17 protein-coding genes are annotated in these 18,266 nt (G+C 34.1%); 2 read left to right on the forward strand and 15 right to left on the reverse strand.

Going from position 1 to position 18,266, the window contains the following annotated elements:
• Positions 1-61 precede the first annotated feature (61 nt).
• The 14 genes from dnaA to EF513_RS01125 form a co-directional block, all read right to left on the reverse strand.
• Complete coding sequence (dnaA, locus tag EF513_RS01060) at positions 62-1,465, reverse strand: chromosomal replication initiator protein DnaA (RefSeq protein WP_125215567.1); 1,404 nt, start codon at positions 1,463-1,465, stop codon at positions 62-64.
• Between the two features lies 1 nt (position 1,466).
• On the reverse strand, positions 1,467-1,892 hold the full coding sequence (locus EF513_RS01065; protein WP_164503783.1) for a rhodanese-like domain-containing protein: 426 nt from the start codon (positions 1,890-1,892) through the stop codon (positions 1,467-1,469).
• 363 nt (positions 1,893-2,255) lie between these two features.
• Positions 2,256-3,593 carry a hypothetical protein gene (locus EF513_RS01070; protein WP_125215569.1) on the reverse strand — a complete coding sequence of 446 codons (1,338 nt, stop codon included), beginning with the start codon at positions 3,591-3,593 and terminating at the stop codon, positions 2,256-2,258.
• 287 nt (positions 3,594-3,880) lie between these two features.
• Entirely contained in the window at positions 3,881-4,006 is a 126-nt protein-coding gene (gene ykgO, locus EF513_RS01075) for a type B 50S ribosomal protein L36 (protein WP_125215570.1), read from the reverse strand.
• A 46-nt stretch (positions 4,007-4,052) separates the two neighbouring features.
• Entirely contained in the window at positions 4,053-5,531 is a 1,479-nt protein-coding gene (murD, locus tag EF513_RS01080; RefSeq protein WP_164503784.1) for a UDP-N-acetylmuramoyl-L-alanine--D-glutamate ligase, read from the reverse strand.
• Position 5,532: 1 nt separating this feature from the next.
• Positions 5,533-6,177: an alpha/beta hydrolase gene (locus EF513_RS01085; protein ID WP_164503785.1), complete on the reverse strand. Its 645-nt coding sequence runs from the start codon at positions 6,175-6,177 to the stop codon at positions 5,533-5,535.
• Positions 6,170-7,354, reverse strand: coding sequence for an FAD-dependent monooxygenase (locus EF513_RS01090; RefSeq protein WP_164503786.1), 1,185 nt, complete (start codon positions 7,352-7,354; stop codon positions 6,170-6,172). The genes EF513_RS01085 and EF513_RS01090 overlap by 8 nt, the downstream gene beginning before the upstream one ends.
• A 3-nt stretch (positions 7,355-7,357) precedes the next feature.
• Positions 7,358-8,227 carry a bifunctional methylenetetrahydrofolate dehydrogenase/methenyltetrahydrofolate cyclohydrolase FolD gene (gene folD / locus EF513_RS01095; protein WP_125215574.1) on the reverse strand — a complete coding sequence of 290 codons (870 nt, stop codon included), beginning with the start codon at positions 8,225-8,227 and terminating at the stop codon, positions 7,358-7,360.
• Positions 8,228-8,233: 6 nt separating this feature from the next.
• Positions 8,234-9,241 carry an NAD(P)/FAD-dependent oxidoreductase gene (locus tag EF513_RS01100; protein WP_125216837.1) on the reverse strand — a complete coding sequence of 336 codons (1,008 nt, stop codon included), beginning with the start codon at positions 9,239-9,241 and terminating at the stop codon, positions 8,234-8,236.
• Between the two features lie 63 nt (positions 9,242-9,304).
• Positions 9,305-9,877 (reverse strand): NifU family protein, encoded by a 573-nt coding sequence (locus EF513_RS01105; protein WP_125215575.1) that lies wholly within the window; start codon positions 9,875-9,877, stop codon positions 9,305-9,307.
• Between the two features lie 26 nt (positions 9,878-9,903).
• The gene (locus EF513_RS01110) at positions 9,904-10,530 is read right to left on the reverse strand and encodes a heme exporter protein CcmB (RefSeq protein ID WP_125215576.1); all 627 of its coding nucleotides are present in this window, start codon (positions 10,528-10,530) and stop codon (positions 9,904-9,906) included.
• On the reverse strand, positions 10,530-11,141 hold the full coding sequence (gene ccmA / locus EF513_RS01115) for a heme ABC exporter ATP-binding protein CcmA (protein WP_125215577.1): 612 nt from the start codon (positions 11,139-11,141) through the stop codon (positions 10,530-10,532). The genes EF513_RS01110 and ccmA overlap by 1 nt, the downstream gene beginning before the upstream one ends.
• A 3-nt stretch (positions 11,142-11,144) precedes the next feature.
• Positions 11,145-12,365, reverse strand: coding sequence for a 5-aminolevulinate synthase (gene hemA, locus EF513_RS01120; RefSeq protein WP_125215578.1), 1,221 nt, complete (start codon positions 12,363-12,365; stop codon positions 11,145-11,147).
• A 5-nt stretch (positions 12,366-12,370) separates the two neighbouring features.
• The gene (locus EF513_RS01125) at positions 12,371-13,504 is read right to left on the reverse strand and encodes a COX15/CtaA family protein (protein WP_125215579.1); all 1,134 of its coding nucleotides are present in this window, start codon (positions 13,502-13,504) and stop codon (positions 12,371-12,373) included.
• Between the two features lie 21 nt (positions 13,505-13,525).
• On the opposite strand from EF513_RS01125, the gene EF513_RS01130 reads away from it, so the two are divergent.
• Positions 13,526-14,881, forward strand: a complete 1,356-nt coding sequence (locus EF513_RS01130) for a cbb3-type cytochrome c oxidase subunit I (RefSeq protein WP_125215580.1) — start codon at positions 13,526-13,528, stop codon at positions 14,879-14,881.
• Positions 14,882-14,907: 26 nt separating this feature from the next.
• Here the strand turns inward: EF513_RS01130 and EF513_RS01135 are convergent, their stop codons facing one another.
• The gene (locus EF513_RS01135) at positions 14,908-15,996 is read right to left on the reverse strand and encodes an ankyrin repeat domain-containing protein (protein ID WP_125215581.1); all 1,089 of its coding nucleotides are present in this window, start codon (positions 15,994-15,996) and stop codon (positions 14,908-14,910) included.
• Positions 15,997-16,166: 170 nt separating this feature from the next.
• On the opposite strand from EF513_RS01135, the gene EF513_RS01140 reads away from it, so the two are divergent.
• On the forward strand, positions 16,167-18,227 hold the full coding sequence (locus tag EF513_RS01140; RefSeq protein ID WP_125215582.1) for an ATP-dependent DNA helicase RecG: 2,061 nt from the start codon (positions 16,167-16,169) through the stop codon (positions 18,225-18,227).
• The last annotated feature ends 39 nt before the right edge of the window (positions 18,228-18,266 follow it).

Genomic DNA, 18,266 nt, shown 5'->3' on the forward strand with positions numbered 1-18,266 from the left:
AACAAAAAAGCCTAGAAATTTGGTACGTCCTAGGCTTTTTTAACTATATCTAAAGCTCTTTTTATGACGCCATTGCGCGCTCTATTGCCACCATATCATTAACCAGCTCACTATTACCGGTAATTAATTTTTCAATTTGCTTAATGGCGTGCATAACGGTGGTATGATCTCTACCACCAAATTTTTTACCAATCTCTACCAAACTATGTGTAGTATGTTTTTTAGCTAAAAACATTGCCAGCTGCCTTGGACGCGCCACTTCGCGCTGACGGCTGGTTGAAGATAAATCACCTATTTTTATTTTATAATATTCTGCAATCTTTTGCTGAATTGCCTGAACAGTAATACTACGGCTGCTAGCTCTGAGTAAATCTTTAAGCAAGTCCTCAACTGTTTCTAAAGTTACTTTAAGCCCTAAGAAAGTGCTATAAGCGGCAATTTTATTAATTGCCCCCTCTAATTCTCTAATTGAGGTAGTAATTTTATTGGCCAGCATATCAATGATGTTTTTATTTAAGCTTAAATTTTGAACTTTAGCTTTTTGTTCAACGATTTTAGCACGCAAATCATAATCACTTGGTGCGATATCTGCCACTAACCCTGAAGTTAAACGTGATTTAAACCTAAAATCTAACCCCTCAAGATCATTGGGTGATCTATCACAGGCTAAAATAATCTTCTTACCATCTTCTATTAATGTATTAAAGGTATGAAAGAATTCTTCCTGGGTAGATTCCTTACCGCAAATAAACTGCAAATCATCAATTATTAATACATCCACTCCTCTAAAATGCTCTTTAAAGGTAATGATATCTTTATTTTTTAGCGAACGCACAAATTGGAACATAAAGCGCTCAGCAGTCAAATAACAAATATTCTTTTCAGGATATAATTGAATAATCTCATGCGCAATCGCCTGAATTAAATGAGTTTTACCATGACCCACCGGGCTATAAAAAAACAATGGATTAAATTCTAACCTATTATCCATTGCTGCCATTGCTTTAGCTGCTGCGAAGGCAAATTGATTGGACTTACCTACTACAAAGTTATCAAAGGTAAGTTTTGAATCTAAAGTACCATTAACAATTTCTGCTTTCTTAGGATGGTTCTCTACTGTTATATGATTGCTAACTGTTGCCACCTCATTAGCACCCAAATTAGCTGATACGGTATTATTATCTGTAATAACACTTACAGCTATAACGTTACTATCAACAATCTGCCAATGCTGCCTGATTACAGTTAGATAGTTATTAATGACCCAATCACGTACAAAACGAGAAGAAGCTTTAATAACAACCTTACCACCATCTACACTTACCAGTTCTAACCCGGCTAGCCAATTTTCATAGATATTATCATTATAATAACTTTGAAGTTGCTGTTTAACAAAAACCCATCTTTGTATTTGAATGTTTTTTTGGTCACTTAGCATTGTATCCATTACGGCTGTTTCAATCATTTTACAAGCCCCACGGTAAATTACTATTTTTCCAGCCTTGGCCCTTAGTTGAACCTTCAAAACCGTCCATAATATTTATTGCATTAAATCCATGATGTTTTAAAAATTCACTAGCTTGAAATGACCTAGCGCCTGAACGACACATTACATAGATAGTTGGTTGTTTTGAATTTAAAATATGCATAATCTCATCTAAAAAATGGGGGTTAATTTCCATATCAGGTGATCTACGCCAGCTAATTTTAACAGCTTGCCTACTAATAGAAGATAAATCTGGTGAACCTATTGTTTGCCATTCTTCTTGGGTTCTTACATCGAGCAATATAGCTTTAGAGTCTGATTGAAGCTTAGAAAAAGCCTCTATGGATAAGACACTATTGTCTATTCTTTCGCAAGATGCATCACCTTGAGCGTGCAAATTGTTCACAAAATCACCTCGATTTAAAATTTTATAAATGAGTACCTATAATCAAAAAAAAAATGCAAAGCGTAAACTAAACTTTTTTATTTTTTTTCAAATAAACTAATTGACATATTTACTGCTTAAGAATTCCTAGGGATCGTGGTTTTTATCAATTTTATTAATATTTTAATATTGTTGCTCATTTATCACTAGTAGTTAAAAAAGACTAAAATGCTATTCTTTATAAAAAAATATCTAAATTATTAAATGAGCATAACTATTAAGATCTATCGAAGTTTGGAATAATTGATTAATATAAAATTTACAAATTAAGAGCACTTCACATAACTAATGAGGTACTCTTAATGTGCCAGCCTATAAATTAAATTATTGACCTCTACTAGCCATATCGATACCAGCTGAGCCAGCAAGATGATTCAACTCAATTTGTAAAGATATATTATCATTTTTAGCGTCATGTATGGCTCCTATATCTTTAGCTATTTTTTCTGCTGATGCATGAGTAGTTTTAGCTTCTTTAAATATCCTTTCTTTAGCACTTATACTTGGCTCAATAAGACCTTTATCTACACCATACATAAATAAAAACACCACACCGCTCATTAAACCTACCGCTACTTTAGTGATGGCAGCTACTAATTCATAACCAATTTTAGGGATAACAGTAGCTTTAGAAAATTCTTTTACCACATGAGCAATACTTGAACCAATCTCCCATAATCTTTGTCCAACATGCTTGCTTGGCTGATGGTTAGGGTTAATATAAGAGAGGTTACCTACAGTAAGGTTCTCTACTAACATTATTGTTTCTTTTAAAGCATTAGCAGCTGATTTTAGAGTATGCCAACCTGATTTGAACCCACCACTCAATGGCAGCTCAAATTGTTTTTTCTGAACGTTATAAATCCCTACTGCATAATTTAAATCATTTAAAATATTGGTAATATGATTTCTAGCACTCTGAATTTTCCAAGTTACAGCTTTACCTGGTATTTTGAGGCTATCACCATCTCTACCGCCAATGACTTTAGCTGTAAAGCCACCCACCACTTTGGTTCTTACCCCAGGAGTAAAATAGGATTTACTTTTTGCTGTTGTTATAGCGCTTGGAACTCCTCTTGTAGGCTTTTTAGCTCTTGTAGCAAATGTGAGTTTTTGTTTCCCTGGTCCCATTGCTGCTATCTCGCCCTGTTGAGATATCGCATTTTCCTGCTTTTTTTCCGTTGCAGTACGCTTTAGTATATTAATTCTTTTTTGATTGTCCTCATGTGCCTTTTTTTTGCCTTCCTGTAGTTTATTGTCGCTATCTTCCATTTTAGCTTTCTGGGCAGCAATCTTCCCTGTTTTGCGTTGCACTTGTATTTGAGCTTCTTCAGTTAGTTTTCTTGCTCTCTCTTCTTCTGCTCTTTTCTTTTCTGCTTTCAGTTGCGCCTGTGCTTGCGCTTGAGCTTTCTCAGTTAATTTCCTTGCTTTATCTTCTGTTCTTTTCTGTTCTGCTTTAATATGATTTTGCTTTTGGCGTTCAGTAGCGGTTAATTTTTTAGTACTCACCCTCTCTTTAGAGTCTCTCCCTTCAAAAGCAACATTAGAATTATTATCTTTTTCTTCTGCTTTTTTGTCTTTTCTTTTTTGCGCTTTACTCCGCACATCTGTTGCTGGAATAATAGGATTTGCAAAATTATCGTTTTTACTACCCTTAGCCATAAGTTACCTATTTTAATTTATTAAATTTATTATAGCATAAAAATAAAAGGTTAACAAATTAATTTTTAAAACAATAAAGATGATCACGGGAGAACAATTAAGCACATTTGAGGAACAACCAGCATTTCAATAGCAAAATTATTATCCAAGGTGGGGAAGCAAGGGGCCTAACGACTAAGACTATCCACAAGCATATATTATACAGCTTTAAAAACAAAAAACCCCTCTTTTCAGAGGGGCAAAGGGAGGAGGAATTTTATGGTAGAATACTCACCATATATCTTAGATTAGCCTTGACGGGCTTTAAATCTAGGATTTTTCTTATTAATAACGTAGATCTTGCCTTTTCTTTTAACGACACGACAATTTTTATCACGCTTTTTTGCTGATTTAAGAGAGCTACAAACTTTCATACTAAACCTATATTTTGAACCTGATGGAGTATACCCAGTAACACACCTAGTTGTCAAGCCATTTGTAAATTATTTTTATAAACTCTTCACCACGATGCTCAAAATTTTTAAATTGATCAAAAGAAGCGCAAGCTGGTGAAAACACCACCCTTTTAATCCCCTCTTCCATTTCGGCATCTTTTTTGGCATTAAGTAATGCCTTATCCAGGGTACCATTAATCACATATTCCACCTTGTGCTCAACTAAGGTTCTAGCAAACTCTTCTTTAGCCTCTCCGATTAAATAGGCCTTTTTAATGCATTTAAAATAAGGAATTAAAATATCAATCCCACCTTCTTTAGGTACGCCACCTAAAATCCAGTATATTTGATCAAACGAAGTAATAGCTGCCATTGCAGCCTCTGCATTAGTCGCCTTACTGTCATTATAATATTCCACATTATTAACCGTTGTTATATACTCAAAACGATGCTTTAAAGGTTTAAAACTTTTTATAGATTCTAAAATTTTTGTAAGTTCTAACCCCATAAACAAAGTGGCTGCGACAGCAGCTGCTATATTTTCCTTATTATGCCTACCTGGTAAATGTTTAAATTCTATATCTGTTATTTTATCGTGGTTGATAAATAAATTATTATCTTTAAAATTAATACCATGCTCTAAAATAGTTTCAGTGCTAATTTGCGTTAACTGTGCTTTAGAGCTAAGTTGCAACCCACCTATTATTTCTTTAAGAATTGGGCTATCCATACTCACTATTTGCAAGTCACTCGCATTTTGTCCTTCAAATATCTTACACTTGGCCTGAATATAATTTTCCATATTGCCGTGACGCTCAATATGGTCTTTAGTAATATTTAGCAATATCGCTAAATTTAAATGATATTCTTTTAATAACTCTAATTGGTATGAGGAAAGCTCAAGCACATAAATAAAATCACTGGAATTATTAATAGGTAGCTCTAATACTGGTATACCTATATTACCACCCAATGCTACTTTTAAACCATTTTCTTTGAGAATATGATAAATTAAACTGGTGGTAGTAGACTTACCATTAGTGCCAGTAATCCCAATAAATTGAGCATTTGACGCAAACGCAAACAACAGTTCGAGATCAGAAATAATTGGAATATTATTATTTACCGCAAGCTCGGTCGCTCTGTGAGGTTTAGGAAAAAGAGTAGGAATACCTGGAGATACCAATACATAGTCAATCTCTTGCCAGCTAACACCACTTCTCTTTGTTAAATGACCTAGATGATTTTTACAGTCTTCACCTTTATGCGTGTATTTTTTACTCTCTTTTACAGGCTCGCCTTCAAAATCATCTACTTGATTTAAAATGGTTTTTGGTAGAATTGCATCAGGTGAACAAGCATAATCCTGCAGGATTTCAGGAATATTTTTATCATCCCAAACATAAATTTGCTTAGCAAAAGGCTTTAGAAAATTATAGCTTGCAAGCCCGCTTTTACCTAAGCCTATAATATAATAGGTTTTATTATGAAACTGATGATTCACGTTAGATAGCTTGCCTAATATGTTTTACTGCAAATTTGAGACCTTGGTAATCAATAGAATGCCCCAAGCGATCTACAGCAAGGTGATTACATTCAACACCGCAATCTTTTAATTTAGATTTGGCCTCATTAAAATACTCAAACATCACTACCTCGTCTTCTTTACCATGAATTAAGCAGATTGTCGGCTTAGATTTTAATGATGATTTAATTTGATCCATGCTACCAAGCATCCTTCCTGAAAATCCTACAACCAATGCACAAGCCTTTTCCCGCCTCAGCATAGTATGCACCGCTGTCATACAACCCTGCGAAAAACCCATTACAATTAAATTTTCTTCAGCCAAATTAAACCTTTTTAGCTGATAATCTAAAAATTCATTAAGATGTTTTTCAGCACTCAGTACCCCTTGGTAATATGATTCATCAGAACGCTCATACAAACTAAACCACTGATGTCCTTCATCACCCATTTCAAACGGATGAGGAGCATTAGGAGCTATAAATTGCATATCCGGAAATTCCTGCCCTATAATGCGCGCCAGATCTATTAAATTAAATCCATCTGCACCATAGCCGTGAAGAATAATACATAATTGTTTAGGAGCATTACCACTAATTGGTGGCACCTCAGGACCATTAATCATTGCGTTTACCCATAGCATAATTCATAAAAAACTGTTTTAGCGGAGAGATAGTATTAATTAGCTTTAAACCCACCTGCCTTGATAATTTAACCAATGGATTATCCGATAAAAACAAAGCATTTAATAGATCTGTAATCATAATCATATTAGTATCATCGGTTTTTCTTGCAAGTTCATAGCTTTCTAGCATCTGATAAGAACCTAAATCACCACCAATGCTTAGCTGCTCACTAATCTTGGCCACTAGGATCTCTAAATCTCTAAGGCTTAAATTATAGCCTTGGCCGGCAATTGGGTGAATGCCATGAGCGGCATCACCAAATAACAATACTCTATCTTGAAAATATCTATTAACATGCACTAAACTAAGTGGATAAGAATATAACTTAGAAGCAAGCGTTACTTTACCCCAATGATAACCGAATTTATCATTAAGTAATTCCGCTTGCTTCTCTGGCGTTAATTTTAAAATCGCCGTAGATGATAGATGAGTTTCTGTCCAAACAAAATTAGAAGTATGCTGATCTTTTAATGGTAATACTGCAAAAGGGCCGCTAGATGAGTAAAATTTTTCTAATGCTATATTATTATGAGGTTTTTCATGAGTTACATAACCAATCATGGCCGAATGGCCATAGTCTTTCTGCCTAATTTCAAAATTATACAACTCTCTAACCTTAGACATTCTACCATCCGCTGCAATAGCTAAAGCAGCAGAGATTATTCTACCATCATCTAAGGTCACAGTCGCTTTATAAGCATCACTACTAACACTTACGACCGCATGATTAAAAAACGTAATATTATTTGAATTTAATATTTTTTGATGGAAGATTGAGAGCATATCTTGGTTATATACAATATATCCCATCACTTGGTGATTAATAAGGATATTATCAAAATGCAGAAACAACGGACTATCATTATCAGTAATTCTAATCTGTTCGATTAAACCAGATTTTTCTCCTAGATCCTGCCATAACCCTAGATTGTCCAAAATCTTAGCAGAATAATTGGCAATTGCTGAAGTTCTTGGATCTGGCTTAACCTGGGTTTCACCGCCGATAAGCGGCTTAATATCAATTAAGGCAATTTTTAAATCCATATTGGCTAAAGCAGCAGCTAACGCACCACCAGAAGGGCCATTACCTATTATAATAACATCAAATTTGTTCACTATTTATTCCTCAACTAGCAATGAATTTTGCATTAAACACGCCTTATAAGCATTATGCATAAGCATTGCTATGGTCATAGGTCCCACCCCTCCCGGTACAGGAGTTATGAAGCTAGCAACTTCTTTCACATTATTAAAATCAACGTCACCACTTAAACTGCCATCTGTAAGGCGGTTAATCCCTACATCAATAACTATCGCTCCTGACTTCACCATGTCTTTGGTTACAATGCCACTTTTACCTACTGCGACAATTAAAATATCCGCTTGCTTGGTTATAGCATTCAAATTTTCACTATAACTATGTGTCACTGTAACTGTAGCATTTTCTTTTATCATCAATTGAGCCAGCGGCCTACCTACAATATTGGAACGACCCATAATTACCACATGTTTTCCTGTAATATCATCATTAACTGACTTAATGAGCATCAAGCAACCAAAGGGCGTGCACGGAATTAAGGTATCTTGGCCTAAAACTAACTTACCAACATTAGTAGGAGTAAAGCCATCAACGTCTTTGGTAGGATGAATATGATTAATAATTTTCCTGGTATTAATATGTGTTGGAAGCGGCAATTGAATTAAAATGCCATTAATAGTAGGATTAGAGTTAATTCTTGAAAGTAGTTCAATCAATTCCTCTTCTTGTACTTCTTCAGGTAGCAAATACTGCAAAGATTTAATACCTAATTCATTACATTTAGCAACTTTACGTTTTACATAAATATGGCTGGCTGGGTTTTTACCAACTAAGATTACAGCTAAAGAAGGAACTAATTTAAATTTCTTCTTTAGCTCCTTCAATTGCTGCTTAGTTAGCTGATTAAATTTTTCAGCAAGAGCTTTACCGTCAATAATTTTTGCTGTCATCTTATTTTAGCTTGCTGCAACTCCCTTGGTAGTCGAATATTCAAAATGTAATGCTTGATTAGGAAATATAATATTATAAATATCATATGCTGCATGAGCAGCTTCAGCAAATCCAGTTAAAATTAATTTTAATTTCCCAGGATAGTGAGCTATATCACCAATTGCATATATTCCCGGCACATTAGTACTCATAGTATTTTGTACTACTTCAATATGAGTTTTATTAATATTGAGCCCCCAATCCCTAATAGGACCAAGTTCCATTGCTAAACCAAAAAATGGCAGTAAATAATCGGCTTCTAAATTTTTAGTATTGCCCTCTAAGTCTTTTACCACCACATGTGAAAGCTGGCCATTATCACCTAACAGACCATCTAATTGGTAAGGAATAACCATCTCTATCCTACCAGACAGCTTAGCAATATTATACATTTGATCAGCACTTTCAGGAGCACATCTAAATTTAGGTCTTCTATGTACTACATAAATTTTTTCAGCAATATCTGCCAAATTTAATGCCCAATCAACGGCAGAATCTCCACCACCTGCAATTACCACCTTTTTATCTTTAAATATATCACGCTTATTGATCATATAAAAGACAGAGCTTTTTTCATAGCTTTCAATATTTTGAAGTGGAGGACGGTTAGGACCAAAAGATCCGCAACCACCTGCAATAATAATCGCTTTAACTTTTACAATCGTATTTTTAGAAGTAGTAAGAGTAAACCACTCACCTTCCTTAACCACATTAACCACTTGCTGGTTAAATAAATATTGTGGATTAAAAGGTTCAGCCTGAGCTTTTAAATTTTCAATTAAATCTTGCGCTGCTATTTTAGGATGTGCAGGTATATCATATATAGGCTTTTCAGGGTAAAGTGCTGAACATTGCCCCCCTACAAAATCGAGTGCATCAATGACTACAGATTTTATTTTAAGCATTCCCAGTTCAAAAATGGCAAAGAGTCCGGTTGGCCCTGCTCCTATAACTGCAACATCGCTAGTAATTATTTCTGACATTTATTCTCTTTATATTATGTAGTTATCTTAATTTAATCATCAATAAAATTATTATTAAAACTCATGCGGTTGAATTGCCTCTACTGCTTCCACCTCAGGCACATAATGCTTGAGCATATTTTCAATTCCATTTTTTAAAGTTATGGTAGAGCTTGGGCAACCCGAGCAAGACCCGTGCAACTCAAGCTTAACTACCCCATCTTCAAAACTATGATAGACAATATCACCACCATCTTGCGCCACAGCAGGTCTTACTTTAGTTTCAATAATCTCTTTAATTTGCTTTACTATTTCACTATCATTTGCATTAATTTGGCTAGTAGAGGTTGTTGATAATTGATCAGCACTTAAAACCGGCTTATTACTGATAAAATGATCCATGATAGTCGCAAGTAATATTGGCTTTAAAGTATCCCACTCCGCTTGATCTTTTTTAGTAATAGTTACAAAGTCAAACCCTAAAAATACTGAGGCTACATCAGGAATCTCAAATAAAATCTGTGCAAGAGGAGAAGTATGCGCAGTTTCTTTAGTCGGAAAGTTAAATGGCTCGCCACCAGTCACTTCTATTCCCGGTATAAATTTAAGAGTTTGAGGATTAGGCGTAGTTTCTATTTGGATAAACATACATATAGCCTTTAATTTAATTATTCTTAATCTTCAATTAGCAATTTAGATAAATTTATACTTAGAGGCAATAAAATTAAATTTATTCCTAATAAAATCTTGATACTGAAACTCATACCAAAACTGGCAAGAATTGCAAGAATTGTTACTGGTAAAAGCATCGGCAATATAATTACTCCTAAAAATTGCGACACTTGTACTAAAACACTTGCAAAAATATTAATCAGCATAGCAAGAATTGGATTGGTAATTATAGTAGCAATAATGATATTATTTAGCGTAATAGTTGGTATTTCATACAGCAAACAAGCGAGAGGTATTAATACTAAATTCATAACACTTAAAGCAATCAAAACATAGCAGAATTTCGATATAAATATTTGCTTAGCACTGATTTTGTTTGCTAGGAAGCTTTCCATTCTGCCACTTGCAACATCATCTTGATAAACTTTGGGGTACAGAAAAGCTATATTAATGAGATAACTAACCCAGATAATAATAACTGGAATTTGAAATTCTGGATCTTTAACATTATTTAATGTAAACCCAAATATAATGAACAAAAAAGCTATAAAAAATATATTAATCGCTAGCAAATTTAAAAAGCTTGGTAACAACAAATCGTTTTTTAATAATATCCATATTTTTCTCATTATTCTACGCCCTCTAGAATAGGCGCAAAATAATCCATATGAATACTAATCATGTTCTCAATTGGCAAGCTTAAGTGAGAGGCGATAAAAATTATTCCCCCTTCCATTGCCCTAACTCTAATGACATGAAACAACCTTTCTTGAAATTCAGGGTCTAGGTTAATTTCAGGCTCATCTAGCACCCAGATGTTAGATGGTACTACCATAAGCCTAGCTAAAGCCACCCTCTTTAACTGACCTTGCGATAAGTTACAGCATTTTTCATCCGCTAAAACCCCTAGTTTGAAGTAACTTAGCGCAGCTCTAATTAACTCGACAGAATCATTTAACTCTGCCCAAAAAATAATATTATCAATCACTGATAATTCGAGATTCAAACCTAGTTTATGCCCTAAGTAACTAACTTTAGACAGTTCTGATTTACCATCTAATAATACTCTACCACTTTTTGCTTTATGAATTCCCGCAATGGTTTTTAACAAGGTTGTTTTGCCACTACCATTACTACCAATGATTCTAACTACATTACCCTGCCAGGTGCTAAATGAAAGGTTTTCAAAAATAATTTGATCACCATATTCAAAGCTTAGATTATCAAACGTTATGAGCATGTGTTAGGCGGCTTGCTTAATTAACAAATTTTCAAATACAGTATCTAACGCTATTACTAATTGATCTATCATTTCATCAGTATGAGCAGGAGAAGCAGTAACACGCAAACGTTCGGTACCGCGCGGTACAGTAGGATAATTGATCGGTTGAACATAGCAACCATACTCTTCGAGTAGCATTCTGGAAGCTTTCCTAGTTAAATTAGGTTCACCCACTACAATTGAAACAATATGACTATTATTAGGGATAAAGTTTATGCCTTTTTCATAAAGCTTATGCTTTAACAACCCTACTCTATCTTGCAATCTTTCACGCTCAACATTGCTTGACTTAAGATATTTAATGCTGGCAATGGATGCTGCCGCAAGCGCTGGAGGAATAGCTGTAGTAAATATAAAGCCACTAGCATAACTTCTAATGACATCCACAATCTCCTTGCTGGCAGCAATATAGCCACCCATTACCCCGATAGCTTTAGCTAAAGTTCCTTGAATAATATCTACTCGTTCCATTAGGTTTAGCTCATCACCTATACCGCCGCCTCTTTTGCCATAAAGCCCCACAGCATGCACTTCATCCATATAGGTTAAAGCATGATATTTTTCAGCAATTTCCACAATTGCATTAACATTTGCAACCGTACCGCTCATGGAATAAAGCGATTCAAACACAATCAATTTAGGGCGGTTAGGAGCAATACTACTCACTAACTGTTCAAGATGCTCTACATCATTATGCCTAAAGATGTGCTTTTCTACACCACTTTTTTTGACTCCTTCGATAATCGAGGCATGATTTTGCTCATCAGAAAATATCACCAAATTAGGCAGCAATTTACCTAAAGTGGCAATTGCTGCATCATTAGTGACATAACCTGAGGTAAACACAAGTGCCGCTTCCTTATTATGTAAATCAGCAAGCTCTTGTTCTAGATTAACCAGCGGAGCATTAGTTCCTGAAATATTACGCGTACCACCAGCACCTGCACCCATTTGTTTGGTAGTTTCTACCATCGCATTAATTACATCTGGGTGATGCCCCATGTTTAAGTAATCATTACTACACCATAACACTACTTTACGATTATTATTTTCAGCATCATAAGCATAAGGAAACTCACCAACTGACCTAGCTAAATTAAAGAACGAGCGATATCTTCCCTCGGCTTTTAAAGCCTCAATTGCTTCTTTAAAATGAAAATTATAATCTACGCTAAATGGCATAATAATTACGCTTTGTTATATGAATTAGGTGAGGAAAACTTATGATTACGGTTATAATTATTCCTCTTATTAAAGGTTTTAAAAGCTTTTTTAGCAGTAGCTTTACGGTTTATACTTGCGATAAACAGCACAAAAGATGCAAATAACATTACAATCACTGCATTTAATTGATGAAGAACCCCCAGCACCATTGGTACTTGATAAATCAAAGTTAAAACCCCTAACGCTGCTTGGCTTAATACTATTAAGGCATTAATTTTAAGCAATTTAAGTAATGTATTATTGCGATAATACCAAACTAAATATAGTGAATAAGCTAAAACAAACATAGCATTAAGCCTGTGAATAAACTGCACCATCACTATATTTTCAAAGAAGTTTGTATAAAATGGCGTAAGAGCAAATAATCCATCAGGAATAAGCTTTGAATCCATTAATGGAAAAGTGTTATAAACCAATCCTGCATCTAAACCTGCTACAAAAGCACCGCTGATAATTTGCACTAATATCCAAATATTCAAACCTAAAATTTTATAATTAAATTTAGCATGAAATCTTTTATCTCTAAACACTACTTTTAACAATCCCCAAGTAAGCATCACACTAATGATTACTGCTGTAGAAAAATGCAGAGCCAGTCTATATTGGCTAACATGCGGATAATCCACAAGGCCGCTTTTGACCATAAACCATCCAAAAAAACCTTGCAAAAACCCTAAAAATAATATCCCACCAAATAACTTGATAAAATATTTACCAATGGCCTTACGGTACAGCAAATAGGCAAACGGCAGGGCAAAAAATATACCAACCAACCTTCCAAGCAACCTATGAGCATATTCCCATAAATAAATAAACTTGAATTCACCTAAAGTCATATCTTTATTGATTTTAAGATATTCCGGTGATGCCTGATACTTTGAGAATTCATGAATCCAGTTCTCATCTGAGAAAGGTGGAATGATTCCTGTTACCGGTTTCCATTCAGTAATTGAAAGCCCTGAGTCGGTAAGTCTGGTAATACCCCCAACCACAATAATTGCAAAAACCAATAAGATAGAAACAAGCAGCCATAACTTTATTGGCTTAACTAGCTTGTTGTTGACATAATAACGATTAGTAATAGTTTTATTAAACATAATATTTACTTAGCAATCCATATGAATAGTACTTTTCTTGAAAATATATCACAGCCGCAAAAAAATCAAGTTAACTGGTGGTTATCAGTTGGAATAATTTCACTCATCATTGCCGGGCTTTTCTCAATACTGATCGTTTTCTTGCGTACTCCTGGGATTCAAAACTTATTTAGTAACAAAGATTTTTTTAAAACCTCCCTAATTATTCATGTAAATCTATCAGTTTTAGTGTGGTTGCTCTCAATTGGATCAATTTGGTCGGCTGTAATGATTAAAGCTTCTAATACTTTTTTTAAGGTTTCCCCGCTGCTAGCTTTAATTGGGGCATTTTTAATGAGTATTTCAATTTTTACTGATGGCAATGCTTATCTTAATAACTACATACCTATTTATCACAATCCATTATTCTTGTTGGGTCTGAGTATCTTTTTCACTGCAGTTATTTTAAATTCTTTAATGGTGATTTATTTTTATGCTAAATATAAATCTGATGACTTTAGCTCTTTTATCAGCTTAAGTTTAGCCATAATCAACTTAACCAGCTTTATTGCACTTTTCTTAACCAGCCAAGCTTTAAGTCACAATTCTCATGAATTTTCATTATATGAAATTTATGAATATCTATTTTGGGGTATGGGGCATATCCTACAATTCTCTTTTACTCAAAGCATGATTGCAGCTTTAATTTATCTAATTAATTTCAAACAACAACTAATAAAAGAACAATGGGGAAAATTACTACTTGCTTTAAACATGTGCCTAGGAACAGGCATAATTTTTTGGCAAATATTAAACAATGACATCATGCATAATTATATTAATTTATATACTGACCATATGCGTTATTTTGGTGGAATAGCACCCGGAATCCTAATTATGATGGTGGGTTATCATCTTGTGCGTAGTTGCCTACAAATTGATAAATTGTCATGGCATGGGAGTGTTTTGAGTCTTCTGCTATTTAGTTACGGAGGGATTTTAGGCTACTTAATCCATGGAGTGAATGTAGTAATTCCCGCTCATTATCACGGTTCCATTGTAGGGGTAACAGTTATTTTAATGGTATTTGCCATCCAAGTGATTAAGCAAATGAGATTTTTAGAAATACCAAAAAGTATTTTTTATCAACTATATCTTTATACTATCGGGCAAATTATTCATATCTCAGGTCTTGCATGGTCTGGTGGTTATGGTGCATTACGTAAAAATCCTTACGACCCCTTAACTTTAAAAGCTAAAATTGGCATGGGAATAATGGGTTTTGGTGGATTGCTCGCCATTATTGGTGGAATAATGTTTGTATATATCGCGGGTAAAATGATGTTAAAAAAGAACAACTTAATGGCTGATAGTAGAAACAAAGTAAGGCTGCTATAAAATCAGCCTTACTAATATAAAATATATTATCTAACTTGCTGGGCTTCTGTTTGCCTTGGCTCTGTTACTTTCCATACCCATTTAGGTAATATTGTATTCCACGCATAATGCGATACAGAATCACATTTAGTTTGATTGCTATGATTGTCTGGGGTTATTTTTTGATCTACTAACATATAATTAGCAGCATTTAAGGCAATATTACCTACCGCAAGGCCGGCAAGAATGGGAAGCGCCCCAAATCCTAAAAATGCACCTATTGCTACAGTAGCCGCAGTCATAGCCGCTCCTGCAATTGCTCTCAAGTTTTTAAATTCATAATTTTTATAAGTAGAATAATGATGAAAGTTAGCAGAAAAGATATTACATTTTTCTATTGTACGATAGTAATTATAGGTTTTAAGAGCACCTTTTTGTAGTAATAAATCAATAATTTCCTGATTATTTTTATCCACGGCCACATCCAATGCTGTCTGGCCACGACTATTTTTTGCCTCAGTATCAGCCCCATGGTCTATTAACAAGTTTGTTATTGAAAAAGAATTGGATTTAATAGCTTTATGTAATGGAGTATTCAATCTATACTTATCTTTGGCATTTACACTTGCTCCAGAATTAAGTAATAATTTTATTACATCTAGTGCTCTAATTCCCCGTTCTACAGCTTTATGTAATGGTGTGCAGTCGAAATGATCCTTTGCCTCAATATTAGCACCTTTATCGAGTAACAATTTTACCATTTCAGTGCCTGCATCTTCTACAGCTGCATGTAAGGGAGCACTTTGACAATTGTTTCTTGCTTCAATATTAGCACCTCGATCAATCAAAAATTGAACTACCCTAAGGCTGTTCATTCTTACAGCCCTATGTAAAACAGGACCAAAGATTTTATCGTCAACTGTATTAATATCAACGCCCTGGTCCAATAACAATGTTAAGCGCTCAATAATAATATTATCAGCATTTTCTCCTGTAACCCGCTGATAAGTACCATCATCCTGCATAATCATTCCCGAAATTGCTTTCAAAAAATTTTCTTTTAGCCTGTCTCTTGCCTCCAATCTAGCTTGCAAATCATTTTGCATAGTATCAACATTAGATGTAATTGATGGCATAATATTTATCCCTTATATAAAAAATATTACTATAATAATTAACATATCATTAATTACAAATCAATTAATTAATATATTAATTACTATTTTTCTTATCACTTTTCAAAGTTAAAGCTTTTTGTTAATAATAGATAATGAGCGGAAAATACTGAATATAAAAACAAAACATTATGAACCAAGGAAATGTCAATCTCTTTAATCAATCACTCTCTACCCTTTCTGGAGTGGGCAACAAAACTCTTGTCAATTTTGCGCGTCTTAACATTCATACTTTAAAGGATTTAATTTTATATATTCCCTATGCACGGAGCGTTAAAGAAACTTATCAAGCAAACACAACAATTGATTATGATAAAACTTATATAATAAAGTTAACCGTTACCAAAATAGATTATAATCCCAGAAACCAAAACACCATCATTCATACTTTAAGCGAAGATGGCAAAAAAATAGAAGTGGTATTCTTTAAATTTAGACCTTACCACATCATCAACCGCATTCAAATGGAGCATGAATATTTATTCATCGGCAAGCTTAAATTGTTTCATAATAATCTAACATTAGCCCATCCTGAATTTTGTCTTATTACTCAAGCAAAGCTAATTAATTTAACCGAGCCCAAATATCATCTAACTTACGGAATAACTAACCAATTAATTCAAAAACTTGTCCAAAAAGCATTGCTAAAACTAGCTGATGAAGAAGAGTGGATTCCATATTTAATTTTAAAAAACCATAAATGGCCAAGCTTTCTGGAAGCTTTAAATATTTTACATTTCCTTACCCCTTATGATAACAAATCCTATAACCTGGCTCATGAAAGATTGAGCTTTGATGAGATTTTAAGCCGCCAGCAAATGCTGAAGAAAATTAGGATGGAACAACACAAAACTAAAGCGCATACTATCAATATTAATAATGAACTACTAAGCAAAGTTCTTAATAACTTACCCTTTAAACTCACGGCAGAACAACAAAAAGTATTAAATGAAATATTTGAGGATCTTAAATCACCCAATATTATGCTAAGACTAGTGCAAGGTGATGTGGGATCGGGTAAAACCATTGTGGCTTTAATAGCAATGTTGGTCATGGTGGATAACGGATTTCAGGCAGCTCTTTTAGTTCCTACCGATATTTTAGCCACTCAGCATTTTGAAAATATTAGCAAAATTACTAATGCTTTAGGCATTAAAACCATCATCCTTAAAAATAGCCTAAAAGCCCGCGAAAAAAAAGAAGCACTTGAAGAAATTGCTAGTGGCAATGCTAAAATTATAATTGGCACCCATTCTATAATTCAACAAAATGTAGCATTTCACAATTTAAAACTAGCCGTGATTGACGAACAACATCGTTTTGGAGTTATGCAAAGAACTGAGCTAATTAACAAATGTCAGGATGTTGAAACTATTTTAATGAGCGCTACTCCAATTCCACGTACTATGCTGATGGCAACCCTTGGAGATATTGACGTATCAAGCATTTTAACAAAGCCCGCAGGAAGAAAAGAAATTATTACCACTACTTTTTCACAAGAAAAAGTTCCGGATATTATTAAATCACTCAAAAATATTTTAGCCAAAAAACAAAAAATTTATTGGGTATGCCCTTTAATTGAAGAAAGTGAAGAGCAAGAGCATGATGATAACTTAAAAATGATGAGTGCAACCAAAAGATATGAATATTTACAAAAATATTTTCCTGAGCAAGTAACTATACTACACGGTAAACTTACCCAAGAAGAAAAGCAAACCAATATGCAAGCTTTTGCTGAATCTGCACAAATAAACATTTTAGTGGCAACAACAGTTATAGAAGTTGGAGTAGATGTTAAAAGCTCCACATTAATCATTATTGAAAATGCCGAAAGGTTTGGCCTCGCTCAATTACACCAACTTAGAGGTCGTGTAGGTAGAAATGATTTACAATCTTTTTGCATATTAATTTACGGCGATAAATTTTCTCAAGTAGCAAAAGAGCGGTTAAAAATCATGAAAAATTCTAATGATGGCTTTTATATTGCTGAGCAAGATTTTTTACTACGAGGTGGCGGGGATATTATTGGTCTTAATCAATCAGGTGATGAGATTTTTAAAATTGCTGAATTTCCAAAGCACCAAGAACTCCTTAATCTTGCTTATAATCTTGCTAAACAAGAGCAAACTATTACTAATGTATCAGCCCTTACTTTTATTTTTACTAAAAATAATGTAAATAATTTAGCATAATAGTAAATTTATATAATTTTCAGATTGATATTGCCTTAT

This window comes from Rickettsiales endosymbiont of Stachyamoeba lipophora (assembly GCF_003932735.1).
Lineage (GTDB): Bacteria > Pseudomonadota > Alphaproteobacteria > Rickettsiales > 33-17 > RICK01.